The organism is Mycobacterium shunyiense (assembly GCF_058270075.1).
The window spans coordinates 1,102,496-1,118,508 of sequence record NZ_JBZDPU010000015.1; the positions used below are offsets into that span (position 1 = coordinate 1,102,496).

The following is a 16,013-nucleotide window of genomic DNA, read 5'->3' on the forward strand; positions in this document are numbered from 1 at the left end:
GAATGCACACCACAACAATTGAGTTCGACGACATCGTCGACGACCGGTTCGGCGGCAAGGCACTCGGGTTGGCCGAGCTGACACGTCTCGGACTATCCGTCCCAACGGGTTTCGTCATCGCCCAGGCTGCCCTGCATACCCTTCCGGATACTGTGACAGACCGGTTCAGCCGGATGCAGGACACAGGTGCGTCACCGGTGGCCGTCAGGTCCTCGGCCACCGGAGAGGACGGCGCCCAGCAGTCGTTCGCCGGGCAGTACGACACCGTGCTCGGCGTCGATTCGATCGAGGACTTCGTCGCGGCTGTCCGCCGGTGCGTTGCCTCCGTCGGGTCCGAACGAGCCTCGTCCTACGCCGGCCAAGACGCTGCGACGATGCACGTGGTCGTTCAACAGATGGTCGATGCCCGGGCGGCGGGAGTGGTCTTCACCGCGGACCCGGCGACCGGCCGTCGGGATCTCATGGTCATCGATGCCATCGCCGGCCTTGGCGAAGCGCTCGTCGACGGATCCGCCGTCTCTGACCATTTGGTGCTGACGTCAGACGGCACCCAGGTGGTGCGCGAGGTCGGAGAGGAGCCCGTCCTGTCCGACGAGGATGTCGCCGACATTCGCGCCGGTGCGTTGCGAGCGGCGCAGCACTGGGGCAGGCCAATGGATCTGGAGTGGGCGATCGACCAGGCCGGGCAGCTGCGCTGGCTTCAGGCACGGCCGATCACCACGCTGCCGGGGGACCTCAACGAGATGGACACCCCGGTGGCAGGCCCCACGCACGTCTACACACGATGCAATATCGGCGAGATGATGCCGGGGGCGTTCTGTCCGCTCACCGCATCGGTGTCCGGACATGCGATCGACTACGCGATGCAGATGACCCAGGTGGTGGCACGGGCGCAGGAACGCTACGACAGGCAATGGCTCCAAGTGGGTTACTTCTACGGACACATGTTCTTGAACATGACCGAGGGGACGGCACTGAGTTCGGGGATTCTCGGAAACTCGTTGGAGCAGTTCTCGATGTCGATCTGCGGGCGGGTCATCGACGAACTGGAGGCAAAACCACCAAAGCCGTTTGTCTCCAAGCTGATCAACACGGTTCGGCTCACGTCCCATGCGCTGTCCGCCGGGCCGGCGATCCGGCGGCTCGGTGATCAGATCGCCGGGTTTCCCATCCCCACCAGTCGCGACGCCAAAACGGTTCTCCAGCAGCTGGAGTCCGGTGTCGACCTGTACTGTCACGTCACGCTGGTCCACGTTCGATCCTCCTCCCGCGCTGCGGTGGGCGCGAACGTGCTGGAGAGCTATCTGGTGCGTAGTGCCGTCAAGAGCGGACGCGACGAGAACGAGGGTCAGGCCGAGGCCGTCCGGCTCATGGCGGGTGCCAGCGACGTCGAGAGTGCCGTGATGGTCGACGAACTGCACGCGGTGGTACGAGAGATCGCCGCCGACGACGTGACCGCGGAGCGGTTTCTCTCCGAGGCGCCGTCGGACGCTCTGACCCGACTACGGAACGGCGAGAGCCGCGGTGGTGCGGCGGTGCGGCAGTTCCTGATTCGACACGGTCACCGTGGATACCGCGAGCTGTGCATGCGAGACCCCGCGTGGGCCGAGGACGCTGAGGGGCTCGGCTCGATGATGCAGGTCATGGTGCAGGCTGCGCGTGATTCCGTCGGCGAGAGACCAATTCGCAAACGCGTGGAAACTCCGGGGTCGCGGACGGTCAGGCTGCTTGCGCGTCTGGCCCGGGGCGGTGCCCGCGGACGGGAGGAGACCAAGTCGAAGATGGCGCTGATGGCGCATCGACTCAAGCTCGGTTACCGCCACCTGGGTGAGGTGCTGGCCGACTCCGGGCGCCTTCCCGATGCCGATCTGGTCTTCTTCTTCGATCGCGCGGAGCTGCCCCTGGTGGTGGGCGACGGTGACATCGCAGACCTCGTGCAGCGTGCGCAGCAGCGCCGTGATGCGCTGGCCTTCCAGCAGTCCCTGGAGTTCGAGGACGTCTCGGTCGGACGGCCCGCACCCATCCTGGCCCGACCAGCCGGTGCCGTCACCGACGACCAGATCCCGGGACGGCCGGCAAGCCGCGGGATCGTGGAAGGCACTGTACGCGTGGCGAAATCGATCCAGGATGCACGCGAAGTGCAGCGTGGGGAGATCCTCGTTGCACCCGTCACCGACGTGGGCTGGACACCGTACTTCACCGTGATCGCGGCACTGGTCACCGACATCGGCAGCTCCGTATCACATGGCGCGGTCATCGCACGGGAGTATGGACTGCCATGCGTCGTCAACACCCTGGTGGCCACACAGGTGCTCAAAACCGGCGATCGCGTCAAGGTGGACGGCGACCGAGGCCTGATCACTCGACTCGCGTCTAGTTGAGCGGCCAACGTCCGAGAACTGCCTCGGGAAGGCTCGAAGCAGGTCTCTCCATCTTGGGATCCGTGCAGAATCCGAGAGCGAAGTTGCCCATCGTGTAACCCAGCAAGTCGGTGAGGTCGGGATCAAGGTCTTTCGCGATATCGGGCGGGCACGACAGGAACTGGTTCTCCTCTTGGCGCAGCCAAGCCAGTGAATACGTGACGTTCATGCCGATCCGCATCCCCCTCGACCGGTTCTCACCACCACCGTGAATGACCGATCCTGTGTAGAGGACGACCGATCCGCGAGACATCTCGGCCTGCACACATTCACCCGGCTCTGCGGCACGCTGCGCTTCCGAACCGTCGAATTCCCATCGATGGCTGCCGGGAACGACAGCGGTGGCACCGTTCTCGGCCGTGAAGTCGTTCAGAGCCCAGATCGCGTTGAACTGTGGCTCGATCGATCGCGGCAGACCTCCGCTGCCTTCGAAACCGGTTCCCCGCCCACCCCAAACGAACCGATCCCGGTGCAACGGCTGCGCCGGCTGGCCAGGAAGGATGGTGATGAGCTGCGTCAAGTTGAGTTGAATCCGCTCACAGTACGGCCCGAGCACTGCATTGGCCGCACTCAGCACGAGCGGGTGCATGACGACTGGACGGGATGCGGGGCACAGCGCAACCAGGCCCCCGGTGCGTTTCGTCTTAAGTCCGGCCCACTCGTCGCCGCTGGGCTCGGTCAGCTCGATCAGTGGCTTCACGTCGGCGTCGAGGCGCGCCAGTTCCTCCGATGAGAGGACGTCACGCACGATGCAGGCGCCATCCCGCTCGATCGCCGCGACGATATCTTCGACGGCGCAGTCAGGCCTCAAGGTTTCTAGATTCACTGAAATTCTCGCTTCTCGAAGGTATTCCGACCGTGCGGTCGGGCTAAATGCCGAGCACTTCTCGCGCTCGGTCGATCTCTTGGGGGTCGGCCGTCGTCGGGATGAGCCTGAGCTCGTCGAGACCTGCATCGCGCGCGGCATTCACCGCAGTGAGCAGGCCCTCAGCTCCGCAGTTCAACGTCCCGGCGGTCGGGGCTGTCAAGAACGAATCGGTTCCTTCGTCGCCGACGTCTCTGCCCCAGAAGTCCATGACGTGCTCTCTGAGCTGTTCTTGCGGATCCTTGCCGAGTGCGAACCAGATCGGAGCGGAGAAGTGTGGGCGTTCCGTTCTGCCCTCGGCTCGCCATGCCTGCTCCACACGCTCCCGCTGCGCGGCCAACTCCTCGGGGTCGAAGTGAAGTGAATGTGCCGGGTCGCTGACCCCGTCCGCCCACTTCGCCGCTCGTGCAAGCGCTTTCGGTCCGTACGCACCCGCGACCAGTGGAATACCGTAGTCCTGCGCAGGCACCGGCCCTACCGGATGGTGCCCTGGCACGGGAGGCTCTTGGGCCCAAACCCGGCGCATCGCCGCCACAGCCTCGTCCATGCGTTGACGCTTGCGGTGCAGCGGGCTACCGACTGCGAGGTAATCCTCATCCCACGCGCCGATCCCGACCCCGACAGTCAGACGTCCGCCCGACAGTACGTCGATGGTCGCCAGGTCCTTGGCGAACAGCACCGGCTCCCGCACCGGGAGCGCGACGACGTCGGTCCACAACCTCACCCGTTCCGTCATCGCTGCCGCAGCGGCGAGCTGCGGAACGACCGACCAACTGACCGGAGAAAGCACGCGATCCCACGTGGCGAGGCCGTCCCACGGCCCCTCGTCAATCTTGCGGTACCACGCCAGCTCCGTCTCACGTCCATGAGGAAAGTGGGTCGGCAGGCCCATTCCGATACGTAGACCGGGGACCGCCGTCGGTGCGGTGCTCAACGGTCCTCGCCGAAGAGCACCTTGTAGGGGTCGATCATGTCAAGGCGGTGCGAACAAATCCCCGCATCCACCCCGTACGGAAAATAGCCCGTGAAGCCACACAGCTCACGCATGCGCTTCGGAAGAACCCGCGCTCGTTCCAGGGATACCGCCAGGGTCTGGGCCTCCTCCGGCTTCATCCAGCCATGCGAGCAGGTCAGGGACATGCCGCGGCGGTAGTAGTCGGTGGTGCGGTTGGCGCCGCCACCGTGAATCAGCTTGCCCGTGAAGAAGAAAGCGCTACCGGCTTCCATCACCACCGGGATCGTGTCCCGGTCGACGTCGAGCGCAAACGGGTCGAGCTCGCAGTCGGGGCGGTGACTGCCGAGGACCACCCGGGTGGCGCCCGACTCCTCCGTGAAGTCCGTGAGCGCGAACATACAACTCGCCATGATGTCGTGCGGCCCACCAGCCAACTCCGGCCAGGTGAGGTCATCTCGGTGGAGAGTCTGGGCAGGCTCGCCCGGGCCGATCTCGATGACCTGCCCGGCACTGTACTGGTGGTCCGTCCCCCAGGTCAGAACCGAAGCGACCCACCCCTGGTACCGGTCATCGAGTATCGCCTCGACGACAGCGTCACTCTTCGCCACGAGACCCTCGAGCCGTTTTGTGTTCGGCATGAAGCCACCGCCCGGCATAGCACCGAAGTCCCGGACCGGATCCATCCCCACCAGGTAGGGGTCCACGTCCGCATTGATCCGTGCCAGCAAGTCCGCTGAAAGCACGTCCTTGACGATCACCCCGCCATCGCGGTCGGTGATCTCCTTGATCTGGGCCGCGGTGGCCGATGCCGGCAACGTCGTCAGCGTGGACAACTCGCTGGAAGCACTCATAGAGATCCCTTTCTTCGAGGATTTGGCGACCGAGATGGAAGGGGCGCCCGTCGGGGGCGAACGTATCACCGGCGTTCCGTTTAATTCAACACTTTGTTGCTTTAGTGTCCACTCAGCGGGAGGTTGGGGACAGTGGCCCGCAAGACCAGCGAGATCAACGACTCCAATCGCTGCGGCGATGTCTCCATACCGCCCAGCAATGCCATTGCGATAAAGGGCGTCATCATGAGGGTCAAGACGCCATATGGATCAACATCGGGGCGGACCTCGCCTCGCGCCACGGCGCGCTCGACCATCGCGAACCATTGCGGCAGCGACCTCCGCCACGCGTCCATGATGAGTTCGTTGAAGTCTGGGTGTTTCCCCGTGGCCACCGCCACCATGATTGCCCGTTCGACAGGCTCTCCCACCAGTTCAGAGACCTCGGTCATGACCCAGCGGACATCACCCTCCCAGGAGCCCATGTCCGGAGGCGCCATGCGGTAGTCCCAATGGAAGGCCACGGCATCGGTGAGCAAGTCTGTCGAGGTGGGCCACCACCGGTAAACCGTGCCGCGGTTCACTCCCGACCGCTCGGCAACCTGGGATACAGAAAGCTCGACAGCCCCTTCCACCAGCAGATCAAGACACGCGCACAGAACAGATTCACGGACCCGCTGACTCCGCCCGCCCGGTCGGATGCGCCCACGGGAAGGCCCCCTGGGCCGAACATCGCTCGTAGCCACCTGCGACTCAGCCCTACAGCAGTTGCAGCACTTCGAGGACGTTTCCCTCTACGTCCGTGGCAAAGGCCGCCCTCGCGCCGTGCTCGGGGATCTCGGTGATTCCCTGCGCGACCTGCCCGCCCGCGGCGGCGACACGCGCGCAGAAGGCCTCCAGATCGGAAGTCATGAAGCCCAGAAGAACGTCAGCGCTCTGCGGCGCAGGCGCGCCGTGGAACTTCACCAAGACAAACATCGGCCCGCCATCGGCGGCGGGCGCAAACATGATCTCGGAGCCGCTACGGCCGTTCATCGTCGCCTCGGCCCGCCCGAGTTCGACCATCCCGCAGACCTCGCGATAGAAGTCCGCGCAACGCTCAAGATCGGCGACGACGAGCTTGGTGTGACTGAAGTGCGCCTTGTCGATTTCCATTCGTTCTTCCTTGTCTTCGATAGCCGGAGGCGGCCATTATAGCAACATATTGTTGCTTTAATGCGAGCGCGGGACCAGCGATTTGACGACATCGCGGGCCCGCGCCATGCTCCATAGACCGAGGACAACGGCATTACTAGGCTGGTTTTGCCGACGCGCGCCAGGCGCCCGGCAGAGTCTGAGGATCTACGAGGTCGAGGAAAATGGGCACGCCAACGCGTCGCAACGCGACGGATTCGGCTGGCAAGTCACGGGTTCGGCCCGGCGGACGTAGCGAGCGGGTCCGTGAATCGGTGATGCGTGCATGTCTGGATCTGCTGACCGAGGGGAAGGTCGAGCTGCCGATCGCCGAGGTTGCCGAACGCTCAGGGGTGAACCGCGGCACCGTATACCGATGGTGGCCCACCTCTACAGAGCTGCTGAACGATGCCCTCGCATTCCATGCCCGTCACCGCACGGATGCCCCGGACACCGGTGCGTGGGAGAGCGATGTTCGTGCGCTTATCACCCAACTCGCCTCGCTCGCAGCCGATCCCGTCGAACGCGGGCTCATGGCCACGATGATTTCCGATCGATACCCGTCCCTGAACGACGCGATGATGGGCTGGTACCGGAATGATCTCCCCCATTGGTTCGCGATGATCGGACGCGCTATCGGCCGAGGCGAGGTGGACCCCGGCGTGGATCCGGCCATCGTGCTTCAGATGATGTTGGCACCGGCGGTGTCCATCTCCCTCTTCGAGGGTCGAGCTCTTACGCACGAGGAGATCGACTCCCTCGTGGCACTGGTCTGCCGCGCAACGGCACCTGCGCGCAGCTGAGCAAACGACCGCTACGTCCCTGGTGGCGTCTTGAATTCGTGTCCCGATCAGCGGTCACCTCCACGTTCGACATTTCGCAGTGCCTCCAGACTCGAGCGAGCGAGACCGCTGAAAGCCTTTAGGAGACAAGAATGCTGACCGACGAACGGCGCCTTGAGCTGTCCGACATCCTGCGTCCCGCCGCCCCACCGCGCGAGCTCACCGACATCTACACCGAAGACCAGAAGCGCAGACTGCTCGACGTCGCCCACACCCAAGGCCCATGGAAGCTGATCATCGCCCAGCACTTCGCCTCGGCCGACGAGTTGATGGCCACCATGAGCGGCGCCTTCCCCGAGGGTTTCACCCCGTCACTGGACCTGTTCCTCACCCCGACGTTCCGCGGTTACCTGGCCAGCTACGGCGCCGTTCTGTACCCCGAGCTGCACGACTGCTTCTACAACGCCGGCTTCATCGAGGAGGCCAAGGGTTACTGGAACGCCGAGTACGCCAAGCCGGAAATGATGCTGTTCAACATCAACGGACCGTGCGCCAACCGCGATCCCGGGCACCTGGACTCCCCCAGCTTCCGCGGGGTGCGCCACGAGAACGCCCCCACCTGGTTGTGCAGCGTGATGGGCAAGTCCGGCCTGTTCACCGACTACCTGATCAAGATGGCTCAGGTGATCACCTGGTTCTCCCTCGACGAAGGTTCGGGCTTCACCTACTGGCCCGAGGGTCCGCTCAAGCCGCCGGCCCGGGTACTGCCGCCGATCAACAACCGCGGCGTCGTCGTGCAGAACGAGATGATGGTGCACCGCGGAGAAGCCAACGGCCCATTGGAGCAACAGGTTCCGGCCGGCCTGGCGTTCGACACCGTGTTCACCGGCGACCCGGCAGACCGCGACCAGTGGCTGCTGAAGAACGGCGAAGATGTCATTGCCCGCCACCACACCGACGAGCTGAGGTTCCTCGTCCACTGGTCTGCCGAGGTGTTCTCCGACTACGAAGAACTCAAGAAGAACATGGACGGTTCGGACGACATCACGATCGAACGCGCCATCGGGATGATGGTCGACGATCTCAAGGTCAAGGGCATCAAGCTCGACGTACCCGGCGAGCCGTTGCATGACCCGGCGTTCATCGGAGCGCTCAACGCCGCCTACGACCTCGGTGGCCCCAGCAGCTACCCGGAAGAGGCTCCGATCTCCGCCTTTCAACTCTCCTGATGTCGAAGGGACATCCGATGGACCGTTTCTCAGATCGTCGTGTCATCGTCACCGGCGCGGGGTCGGGCATCGGCGCGGCCACGGTGGCCCGCCTGCTCGACGAAGGTGCGACGGTCGTCGCCTACGACATCTCCGCCGACGGCCTGGCCAAGACCACAGCAGCCGCCGAAGCTGCCGGCACCGCCAAGCGGCTCACCACGACCGTCCTCGACATCTCCCGCGAGGCGGACGTCATCGCCGCGGTGTCGGCGGCGGTGGCCGAGCTGGGCGGACTTGAGGTCCTGGTCAATGTGGCTGCGATGCAGACCTGTTCGCACACACACGAAACCACTCTGGAGGAGTGGAACCGCACCTTGGCGGTCAACCTCACCGGCACCTTCCTGATGACACGTCAGGCGCTCCCGGCGCTGCTGGAATCGGGACGGGGTGTCGTCGTGAACTTCACGTCCACCGCTGCGACGTTCGCGCACCCCTACATGGCGGCGTATGCAGCCAGTAAGGGCGGCATCCTCAGCTTCACCCACTCACTGGCACTGGAGTACTCGAAGCAGGGTCTGCGCGCGGTCAACATCCAGCCGGGTGGGGTGTCAACGGCCCTGGCCAACAGCACGCTGGACAAGATGCCGGAGGGATACGACCTGGGCCTCTGGGCCAAGCAGACCCCGCTGTTGCACGGCACCGAAAGCGAAATCCTCGGGGATCCAGGCGCAGTAGCATCGGTCATCGCCATGGTCGCCTCTGATGACGGTGCGTTCATCACCGGCACTGAGATTCGCGTCGACGGCGGCGCGCACGCCTGAGCAGTGGGAGGAATTTGGCATGGATTCAGTCGCCCTGAGGGTGCTGCGCGATGAGCGAGACGTCGAACGGGCGCTGAATCTGTTCGCCCGCGCCATGGACAACCGGGACTGGGCGGCGATGGCCGCGATCCTGGCCGACGATGTCGAAGGAGATTTCGGCACCGGACGCCTGGTGGGCGTTGCCGCGATTGTCGACATGATTCGCGGATTCCTCGACAATTGTGGCCCCACCCAACATCTGTTGGGAAACATCATCATCGATGTCGTCGACGACACCGCCACGAGCAAGGCCTACATCCGCGACGTTCACCTGAATGCGGCCGGCGACCCGTCGACCCGCTTCTACACGCTGGGCGACTACCACGACACCTGGCGGCGGGACAGCGATGGTCGTTGGCGTATCACCGAGCGCATCAAGGCCAACCGTGTGCATGTGGGTCCGCTGGAAATCTTTGGTGGCTAACCGATTTCCCCTCCGCATCAGCCGCGAGTCAGCCCTGTTTGGAGAGAATCGACAGGGCCTCGACAACCATCTGCATGCCAACCTGCAACGCGGCTCGGAGTCCGGCGAAGTCACCGTCCGCGACCCAGCGCACATATGCGTGTCTACACACCTGAATTGCCAACTGTGCTGGCAATTCTCGCGTGTTCGGATTATTGCCCAGGTCGAACCGGGCCGCCAAGAACTCGGTAATCGGGCCAATGAGGTCCTGCCCCCAGTCCAACCAGCGCAGCCGGTACTGGGGGTCGTTGATCACCAACGCCATGAAGGTGCGGTCAAACTCGACCGTTCCCCGTTTGGGGACTTCGGTGCTGAACGCCTCGACCAGCGCCTCGACAACATCGCCGTGCGGTTCAGCATGCGCAAGCATCTCGACACTCAGTGTTCCGAACCGGCGAAACAACGGCAGGACCACATCCTCCTTCACCGGAAAGTGCCGGTGAAATGTGCGCGGCGCAATGCCGGCAGCGGTACAGATCCGGTCCACAGTGACCGAGGTCGAATCTTCCGCGAGGAAGAGATCGCGTGCGGCCAGCGCGATGTCGAATCGAAGCTCTTCGGCGCGGCGCTCACTCAGTGTCGCCGGCTTACTGGCCTTCTCCATCTGCGATTCCTCCCTTCTGAACAGCGCATTCGATCATATCGGCGGTGAGCGCATGCCAGGCCTCACATCTCGACGCACCTCCCGGTGACCGGGAATCGACCGGCGCCCCTTGGACGTCCGCCATTAACTTCGCATTGTCAGATTCTGCCACATCGGCAGAATCTGCCACCGAATCGTGGCAGCCACCTAGGAGGAATCCATGACAACCGAAACCGACGAATACACCGCTGAGGGCGAGGAACTCAACTACGACGACTACACCCACGACTTCATGGGCAAGGTCGGAAACATCCAGGACTTCTCGCGCGACTTTCTTCTCGGCCTGGCCCGAGTGTTCGAAGATGTCTTGAACTTTGTCCCCCACGCCCACGTCAAGATCTATTCAGAGAAGGTCGGCATCAACGCCGCCATGGACGTTGCCGCCGACGTTTCCAGGGCAGGAATGCGACAGGTAATGCCAATGGGACGCTTCATCGCGCCTCCGGGATGGGACTGGAAGAACGCGCAGTACCAGGCCATCCCGTTCGATGTTCAGACCGAGGACCTGACGAAGCCGGCGTTGATCCGGTTGATCAAGACCTACTGGGACCAATACCTCAAGGGCCACAACTACTTCATCGACCAGTGGACGAAGATCATCCCAGAGGAGGAGGTCTGGCTCGGGTTACCTGACATGTACCAGCTCATCATCGACTACCAGTACCCGAAGCTTGCGAAGGTCTTCAAGATCGAGCCTGTGCACGTCGTCGACTTCCTCAAGCTGGCGGTACTGAGCATCGACGGAACCTTGGGCTACGGCGGCGAGTACATCGTCTACAACCCCGACCACGTCGTCCTGAACATGCGTCGGTGCGAGGTGCTCCAGAAATACACCGATGAGGGCCTCTACCCACCGGCGCGGGCATGGATGAACTGCACTTTCGAGCAACGCATCTCAGCTCCGTTCTTCCCAGGCTGCAAGCTCGCCATCAACCTGCCGCCCAAGGACTTCAAGTTCGCCGACGGCGAGCCCTTCTGTGTCTGGACCTACACCCGAGGAGACGAGAACCACGCGGCCGCAGCTGCCGCGCCAGACCCCCGCGCCAGCGCGATGAAGAAGATTCCGATCATGCCGGTGTCGTCTACGTAGGAACCCTGCGGCGCCCCAGTCGCCGTGCAATGCCTCGTCGACTGGGGCACTGTGCAACCCAACACAGGTAATGCAGTCCGATTTCGACTGCCCGGTCAGCGAGAGCACGGGTGCTCAAACAGCTGAGGCGAACCTAGTGTTGTCATCGTGAGGTCATCTGAGTTGAATGTGGAGACGACGTGCCTGATGACTCCCGAATCATACTCGGGGACAACAGAACTCACTGCGCGTCAGATGGCCCGTCGCGAGCGGATCGTCAATGCCGCGACGTCACTGGCTCTCCAGGGCTACGACGCATGCCAGATCCGTACAGTCGCCGCGACGGCGGGCATGTCGGCCAGCACTGTGTACCAATACTTCCCGTCGAAGGACGACCTGCTGCTCGCATGTTTTTACGAATGGCTGTGGGATTTCGAAACTGAGTATCGTTGCGGCACCAGCGACACGGATCCGTTTCGGCGTCTGCTGCAGGTCTCCCTGGCACTCACCGGCAGGCTCTGCTCGTCACCACAATTTGCCGAAGCCATGATTCGCCCGTACCTCTATGCCGACGGCGCTGCTGCGACCCAGGCCGACCTGGTGCGACGGCAGACCGTTCGGATCTTTGTTCGTGCCGTCGGAGGCGAAAATTCGGCAACGAGAGAGATCGGCGCTGCCGAAATCCTCTCCGACGTCTGGATGTCCAACGTCGCAGCATTCGCTCAGCAGCGCATCGCGGTGGCGGAACTGTCAGAACGGATCGCCCGTACCGTCGGCCTCCTGAAGGGGTAGCCGACGGTCTCCTGGCTTCACGACGTCTCGTCGACGACCCGCAACGCTCCCGAACTCACTGCGTCGACGATGGAAACACCCAACGCCGAGCAGGCGAGGAACAACCCGTTCCCACTGTTGCCGACCAATTGTGCCGCTGTGCAACGCTCCTCGCAGCGGGCCAGGGCATTACCGGTCCACTGAACGCTGGTCTGGTTCCAGCTGCTCTTGCGCACCTCGACGCCGGCGCCACAGCGCGCGCAGGTCACCGGCGTCATCGGCGCGTCGTCGAGACGATTGTCCGGGCGGACAGCCATCTTCACCCCACGGACCCGGAGGTAGCGGCGCGGGCAGCGAGATTGGCTTCGACTTCCCTCATCCAAGCCTCATACGGCCGGGTGGTGTCCAGCTCGAATTCGAAGCGGTCCACCATGTCCGGCGCGACGTCCGCCGCATCGACATAGAACTGCTCATACCAGCGCCGCAGCTGGTACACCGGCCCGTCCTCTTCCACGAGCAGCGGATTGTCGATCCGGGTCTTGTTGCGCCAGATCTCGACGTCCTGCTCAAATCCCATCTTGACGAAGTCGCCGAGTGCGATGGCGGTCTCCATGGCGAGTTCCTCCGGCATGGCAGCATTCTTTTCCACCACGATGCCGTACTGCAGCACAAAAGAATTGGCGTCGATCGGGTAGTGGCAGTTGATCAAGACCGTGCGCTGGTCGAACTCCTGGTAGTGATAGGTCAGATCATCGATCATGAACGACGGGCCATGGTAGGCGGCCAGCGAGGTGGTGCCGAGCAGCTTGGACCCCTCGGGATCGCCGATATCCGGCCGGCCCGCACTCTTCATGTACTGAGTCGCGACTTGGCCTTCGAAAATGTTCTTGAAATGCGTGGGAAGCGAACCGTGGATGTAGAAGAAATGCGCCATGTCGACGACGTTGTCGATGATCTCGCGGCAGTTTGTGTTGACGACCGTCGTGTACCAGTGCCATTCGGTCCACCCATCGCTGGTGGCCCCCTCGATGCGCGGAATAGTCACATCCGCCGGCGGCGGCTTGCGCTCGGGGTCATTCCAGACGAACAGCATGCCGTCCTGCTCCATCGTGGGCCAGGCCGCGGTTCTCGCCAATCGGGGGGTGCGCTTGCTGTAGGGCACCATCTTGCAGCGGCCGTCGCCGCCCCAGCGCCAATCGTGGAACGGGCAAGCGATCTCGTTGCCCTTCACCGTCCCCTGCGAGAGGTCCCCGCCCATATGCCGGCAGTACCCGTCGAGCGCGTTGATGGCGCCGTCCTCCCCCCGGAACACCACCAGCTTCTGCCCGAAGGCGTTGATCTGGTGAGGCTTTCCATCACCGAATTCGCGGACCAGCCCCAGGCAGTGCCAGCCGCGGGCGAATCTGGTGGGTACCGAACCGGCCTCGATCAACCGAATTTCGTCGGTATCTGCGTGCGTCGTCATGGCCCCATTGAACTGCGATGACGCACCGGCGGGAAGGTCAGTGTTCCGCTCAACAGGAGACCAGAATCAACTTTGCCGGTTGTCGCCCTATCGTCTTCGGTCGTGACCGCCACCACCCACAAGACCATTCCCGCCGGGCTGCCCGTTGCCGCCACCGACGTAGACCTTCTCGTCGTCGGATCCGGTACCGGCCTCGCCGCCGCCCTGGCAGCCCGCGAGCAGGGGTTGTCCGTTCTCGTCGTCGAGAAGTCGTCCTACGTCGGCGGCTCGACGGCCCGATCCGGTGGTGCGCTCTGGTTGCCGTCGAGCCCGGTGATCGAGGACTGCGGCGGCAACGACCCCGCGTCTCGGGCACACACGTACCTGGAATCGGTCGTCGGGGATTCCGCGCCACAGGAGCGTTCCGCCGCATACCTCGACAACCTGCCGGCAACGGTCGAAATGTTGCGCCGAACCACGCCCATGAAGCTGTTCTGGGCCAAGGAGTACTCCGACTATCACCCCGAGGCACCCGGTGGATCGGCGGCGGGGCGCACTTGTGAATGTCGCCCGTTCAACACGGCTGTGCTCGGCGAATACCTGGCCGACCTGCGGCCCGGTGTCATGGAAGTCAAGATTCCGATGCCGACCACAGGTGCCGACTACCGCTGGCTGAACCTGATGAGCCGGGTGCCACGAAAAGGGCTGCCCACCATCGCCAAACGACTTGCCCAGGGCATCGGCGGGCTCGCGCTCGGCAGGCGCTACGCCGCCGGCGGCCAGGCGCTGGCCGCGGGCCTGTTCGCCGGAGCAATTCGTGCCGGCATCCCGATCTGGCTCGACACCTCACTGACCGAGCTGGTCACCGACGGAGGCCGAGTCACCGGCGCCGTCGTCGAGCATGGCGACAAGACGTTCACCGTCACCGCGCGGCGCGGTGTCGTGCTCGCGGCCGGCGGCTTCGATCACCACATGGACATGCGCCACAAGTTCCAATCCGAGTCTCTGGGAAGCAATCTCAGCCTGGGTGCAGAATCCAACACCGGCGACGCCATCCGATTGGGCCAGGATGTCGGTGCCGACATCACTTTGATGGATCAATCCTGGTGGTTTCCCGCCGTCGCCCCACTGCCGGGCGCCGCCCCAGCGGTGATGCTCGCCGAACGATCGCTGCCCGGATCGTTCATCGTCGACCAGGACGGTCATCGGTTCGCCAACGAATCGGCCGACTACATGAGCTTCGGGCAACGCGTCCTGGAGCTCGAAAAAGCCGGTACGCCGGTCGAAGACATGTGGATCGTCTTCGACCAGCAGTACCGCAACAGCTACGTCTTTGCCGCCGAACTGTTTCCACGCATGCCGATCCCACAGACCTGGTACGACGCCGGAATCGCGGTCAAGGCAGACAATTTCACCGAGCTGGCAGCCAAGATGCGGGTGCCGCAGGACAGCTTCTCGGCCACCGTCAGGCGATTCAACGAGAACTCGTTCGCCGGTGAGGATCCCGACTTCGAACGCGGCCGCAGCGCCTACGACCGTTACTACGGCGACCCCACGGTCACACCGAACCCCAACCTGCGCCCGCTGGTCAAAGGCCCGTTCTACGCGGTAAAGATGGTGCTGAGCGACCTGGGTACGTGCGGCGGTCTGCGAGCCGACGCCCACGCCCACGTGCTTCGCGAGGACGGCACCGTCATCGACGGGCTCTACGCGATCGGCAACACCGCCGCCAACGCATTCGGCCACACCTATCCCGGTGCCGGGGCGACCATCGCGCAGGGATTGGTCTACGGCTACATCGCCGCACTCGACGCTGCCGGAAGATAACCGGCCCGAAATACCGAAGGACGGAGTTCAGTCGGCGTCTTCGGCGTCGGCTTTCCGTTCGATCTCATACCAGTAGGCGGGATCTGGCCACGGTATCTTCGCGCCTTCACCGACTTTCGGGAATTTGGCTTCGGCTTCGTCGAGATCTTTGATCAGCTGCAGGGTGAGTTCCCGCTCGGACGCGTAGTAGCGATCCGCCCAATCCAACGCGATCTTGGCATATGCCCACGCTGGGTCGGCTCCGGACCAACGGGCCTCCTTGGCGGCATCTCGTTGCATCCCATCCACGTAGGCAAGATGCTCCTGCAGCATCTGCTTCAGCGTGGCGGGGTCACTCAGGTGACCCATCGTCACCCGCATGAGCGCCGGGTGCTTCAACGACGGCGGATCCGGCGGTGTCTTCCTGGCCCACTGCGTGACGGCATCCAGACCGGATTCGGTGATCTTGTAGAGCCGGCGGTTTCGCGTGCCGGTCCCGTCCACCCGCGAGGTCAGGTAACCCATCTTTTCCAGCTTCTTCAGATCGGAGTAGATCTGGCTGTAAGCCGGACTGCCGTAGTAATAGCGCATGCTCCAGTGGAGCCATTTGCGGATGTCGTAGCCGGAGAGTTCTTGCTCATACGACAGCAACCCGAGCAGCGCCCAGCTGGTGGCGGCGAGCGCCGGCTTGGCTGCCTGCTCGGATTCTTCCATGGTGCAAGGG

General features: G+C 63.7%; 17 protein-coding genes. 8 read left to right on the forward strand and 9 right to left on the reverse strand.

Annotated features, from left to right (window positions below; translation table 11 throughout):
- Positions 1–2: 2 nt before the first annotated feature.
- Positions 3–2,381: a PEP/pyruvate-binding domain-containing protein gene (locus AC4ELH_RS19680; protein WP_498886099.1), complete on the forward strand. Its 2,379-nt coding sequence runs from the start codon at positions 3–5 to the stop codon at positions 2,379–2,381.
- Here the strand turns inward: AC4ELH_RS19680 and AC4ELH_RS19685 are convergent.
- The 5 genes from AC4ELH_RS19685 to AC4ELH_RS19705 all read right to left on the reverse strand — a co-directional run bounded on the left by AC4ELH_RS19685 (position 2,374) and on the right by AC4ELH_RS19705 (position 6,225).
- Positions 2,374–3,246 (reverse strand): phytanoyl-CoA dioxygenase family protein, encoded by an 873-nt coding sequence (locus AC4ELH_RS19685; protein WP_448444060.1) that lies wholly within the window; start codon positions 3,244–3,246, stop codon positions 2,374–2,376. The genes AC4ELH_RS19680 and AC4ELH_RS19685 overlap by 8 nt on opposite strands.
- Positions 3,247–3,289: 43 nt before the next feature.
- Positions 3,290–4,219 carry an LLM class flavin-dependent oxidoreductase gene (locus AC4ELH_RS19690; protein ID WP_448444062.1) on the reverse strand — a complete coding sequence of 310 codons (930 nt, stop codon included), beginning with the start codon at positions 4,217–4,219 and terminating at the stop codon, positions 3,290–3,292.
- Positions 4,216–5,091, reverse strand: a complete 876-nt coding sequence (locus AC4ELH_RS19695) for a phytanoyl-CoA dioxygenase family protein (protein ID WP_498886102.1) — start codon at positions 5,089–5,091, stop codon at positions 4,216–4,218. Before AC4ELH_RS19695 ends, AC4ELH_RS19690 begins: the two co-directional genes overlap by 4 nt.
- Before the next feature lie 101 nt (positions 5,092–5,192).
- Positions 5,193–5,705: a TetR/AcrR family transcriptional regulator gene (locus AC4ELH_RS19700; protein ID WP_498886103.1), complete on the reverse strand. Its 513-nt coding sequence runs from the start codon at positions 5,703–5,705 to the stop codon at positions 5,193–5,195.
- A gap of 124 nt (positions 5,706–5,829) precedes the next feature.
- Positions 5,830–6,225 carry a VOC family protein gene (locus tag AC4ELH_RS19705; RefSeq protein WP_448444068.1) on the reverse strand — a complete coding sequence of 132 codons (396 nt, stop codon included), beginning with the start codon at positions 6,223–6,225 and terminating at the stop codon, positions 5,830–5,832.
- A gap of 203 nt (positions 6,226–6,428) precedes the next feature.
- Here AC4ELH_RS19705 and AC4ELH_RS19710 point away from each other — a divergent pair, with 203 nt between their 5' ends.
- From AC4ELH_RS19710 to AC4ELH_RS19725, 4 genes are all read left to right on the forward strand, one after another.
- A complete protein-coding gene (locus AC4ELH_RS19710) occupies positions 6,429–7,046 on the forward strand; it encodes a TetR/AcrR family transcriptional regulator C-terminal ligand-binding domain-containing protein (protein WP_448444070.1) in 618 nt (205 codons plus the stop codon).
- Positions 7,047–7,177: 131 nt separating this feature from the next.
- Positions 7,178–8,254: a hypothetical protein gene (locus tag AC4ELH_RS19715; RefSeq protein WP_448444072.1), complete on the forward strand. Its 1,077-nt coding sequence runs from the start codon at positions 7,178–7,180 to the stop codon at positions 8,252–8,254.
- A 17-nt stretch (positions 8,255–8,271) separates the two neighbouring features.
- A complete protein-coding gene (locus tag AC4ELH_RS19720) occupies positions 8,272–9,054 on the forward strand; it encodes an SDR family NAD(P)-dependent oxidoreductase (RefSeq protein ID WP_498886106.1) in 783 nt (260 codons plus the stop codon).
- Between the two features lie 19 nt (positions 9,055–9,073).
- Positions 9,074–9,517 (forward strand): nuclear transport factor 2 family protein, encoded by a 444-nt coding sequence (locus AC4ELH_RS19725; protein WP_498886108.1) that lies wholly within the window; start codon positions 9,074–9,076, stop codon positions 9,515–9,517.
- A 28-nt stretch (positions 9,518–9,545) separates the two neighbouring features.
- Here the strand turns inward: AC4ELH_RS19725 and AC4ELH_RS19730 are convergent, their stop codons facing one another.
- A complete protein-coding gene (locus tag AC4ELH_RS19730; RefSeq protein WP_448444078.1) occupies positions 9,546–10,160 on the reverse strand; it encodes a TetR/AcrR family transcriptional regulator in 615 nt (204 codons plus the stop codon).
- Positions 10,161–10,359: 199 nt separating this feature from the next.
- On the opposite strand from AC4ELH_RS19730, the gene AC4ELH_RS19735 reads away from it, so the two are divergent.
- A complete protein-coding gene (locus AC4ELH_RS19735; protein WP_448444080.1) occupies positions 10,360–11,289 on the forward strand; it encodes a hypothetical protein in 930 nt (309 codons plus the stop codon).
- Positions 11,290–11,436: 147 nt separating this feature from the next.
- Positions 11,437–12,060, forward strand: a complete 624-nt coding sequence (locus AC4ELH_RS19740) for a TetR/AcrR family transcriptional regulator (protein ID WP_498886111.1) — start codon at positions 11,437–11,439, stop codon at positions 12,058–12,060.
- 17 nt (positions 12,061–12,077) lie between these two features.
- Here the strand turns inward: AC4ELH_RS19740 and AC4ELH_RS19745 are convergent, their stop codons facing one another.
- Both AC4ELH_RS19745 and AC4ELH_RS19750 read right to left on the reverse strand, forming a co-directional pair.
- Complete coding sequence (locus tag AC4ELH_RS19745; RefSeq protein ID WP_498886113.1) at positions 12,078–12,356, reverse strand: ferredoxin; 279 nt, start codon at positions 12,354–12,356, stop codon at positions 12,078–12,080.
- 2 nt (positions 12,357–12,358) lie between these two features.
- Entirely contained in the window at positions 12,359–13,504 is a 1,146-nt protein-coding gene (locus AC4ELH_RS19750; protein WP_498886115.1) for a 3-ketosteroid-9-alpha-monooxygenase, oxygenase component, read from the reverse strand.
- Positions 13,505–13,606: 102 nt separating this feature from the next.
- On the opposite strand from AC4ELH_RS19750, the gene AC4ELH_RS19755 reads away from it, so the two are divergent.
- Positions 13,607–15,310: a 3-ketosteroid-delta-1-dehydrogenase gene (locus AC4ELH_RS19755; RefSeq protein ID WP_498886117.1), complete on the forward strand. Its 1,704-nt coding sequence runs from the start codon at positions 13,607–13,609 to the stop codon at positions 15,308–15,310.
- A gap of 27 nt (positions 15,311–15,337) precedes the next feature.
- Here the strand turns inward: AC4ELH_RS19755 and AC4ELH_RS19760 are convergent, their stop codons facing one another.
- The gene (locus AC4ELH_RS19760; RefSeq protein ID WP_064878240.1) at positions 15,338–16,003 is read right to left on the reverse strand and encodes a PadR family transcriptional regulator; all 666 of its coding nucleotides are present in this window, start codon (positions 16,001–16,003) and stop codon (positions 15,338–15,340) included.
- Positions 16,004–16,013: the final 10 nt, after the last annotated feature.

Bases quoted from the DNA above. Each gene is read 5' to 3' on its own strand.
- AC4ELH_RS19725 (WP_498886108.1), top strand. From the start codon at position 9,074: ATGGATTCAGTCGCCCTGAGGGTGCTGCGCGATGAGCGAGACGTCGAA.
- AC4ELH_RS19710 (WP_448444070.1), top strand. From the start codon at position 6,429: ATGGGCACGCCAACGCGTCGCAACGCGACGGATTCGGCTGGCAAGTCA.
- AC4ELH_RS19705 (WP_448444068.1), bottom strand. From the start codon at position 6,225: ATGGAAATCGACAAGGCGCACTTCAGTCACACCAAGCTCGTCGTCGCC.
- AC4ELH_RS19720 (WP_498886106.1), top strand. From the start codon at position 8,272: ATGGACCGTTTCTCAGATCGTCGTGTCATCGTCACCGGCGCGGGGTCG.
- AC4ELH_RS19730 (WP_448444078.1), bottom strand. From the start codon at position 10,160: ATGGAGAAGGCCAGTAAGCCGGCGACACTGAGTGAGCGCCGCGCCGAA.
- AC4ELH_RS19715 (WP_448444072.1), top strand. From the start codon at position 7,178: ATGCTGACCGACGAACGGCGCCTTGAGCTGTCCGACATCCTGCGTCCC.
- AC4ELH_RS19680 (WP_498886099.1), top strand. From the start codon at position 3: ATGCACACCACAACAATTGAGTTCGACGACATCGTCGACGACCGGTTC.
- AC4ELH_RS19750 (WP_498886115.1), bottom strand. From the start codon at position 13,504: ATGACGACGCACGCAGATACCGACGAAATTCGGTTGATCGAGGCCGGT.
- AC4ELH_RS19695 (WP_498886102.1), bottom strand. From the start codon at position 5,091: ATGAGTGCTTCCAGCGAGTTGTCCACGCTGACGACGTTGCCGGCATCG.
- AC4ELH_RS19735 (WP_448444080.1), top strand. From the start codon at position 10,360: ATGACAACCGAAACCGACGAATACACCGCTGAGGGCGAGGAACTCAAC.
- AC4ELH_RS19745 (WP_498886113.1), bottom strand. From the start codon at position 12,356: ATGGCTGTCCGCCCGGACAATCGTCTCGACGACGCGCCGATGACGCCG.
- AC4ELH_RS19760 (WP_064878240.1), bottom strand. From the start codon at position 16,003: ATGGAAGAATCCGAGCAGGCAGCCAAGCCGGCGCTCGCCGCCACCAGC.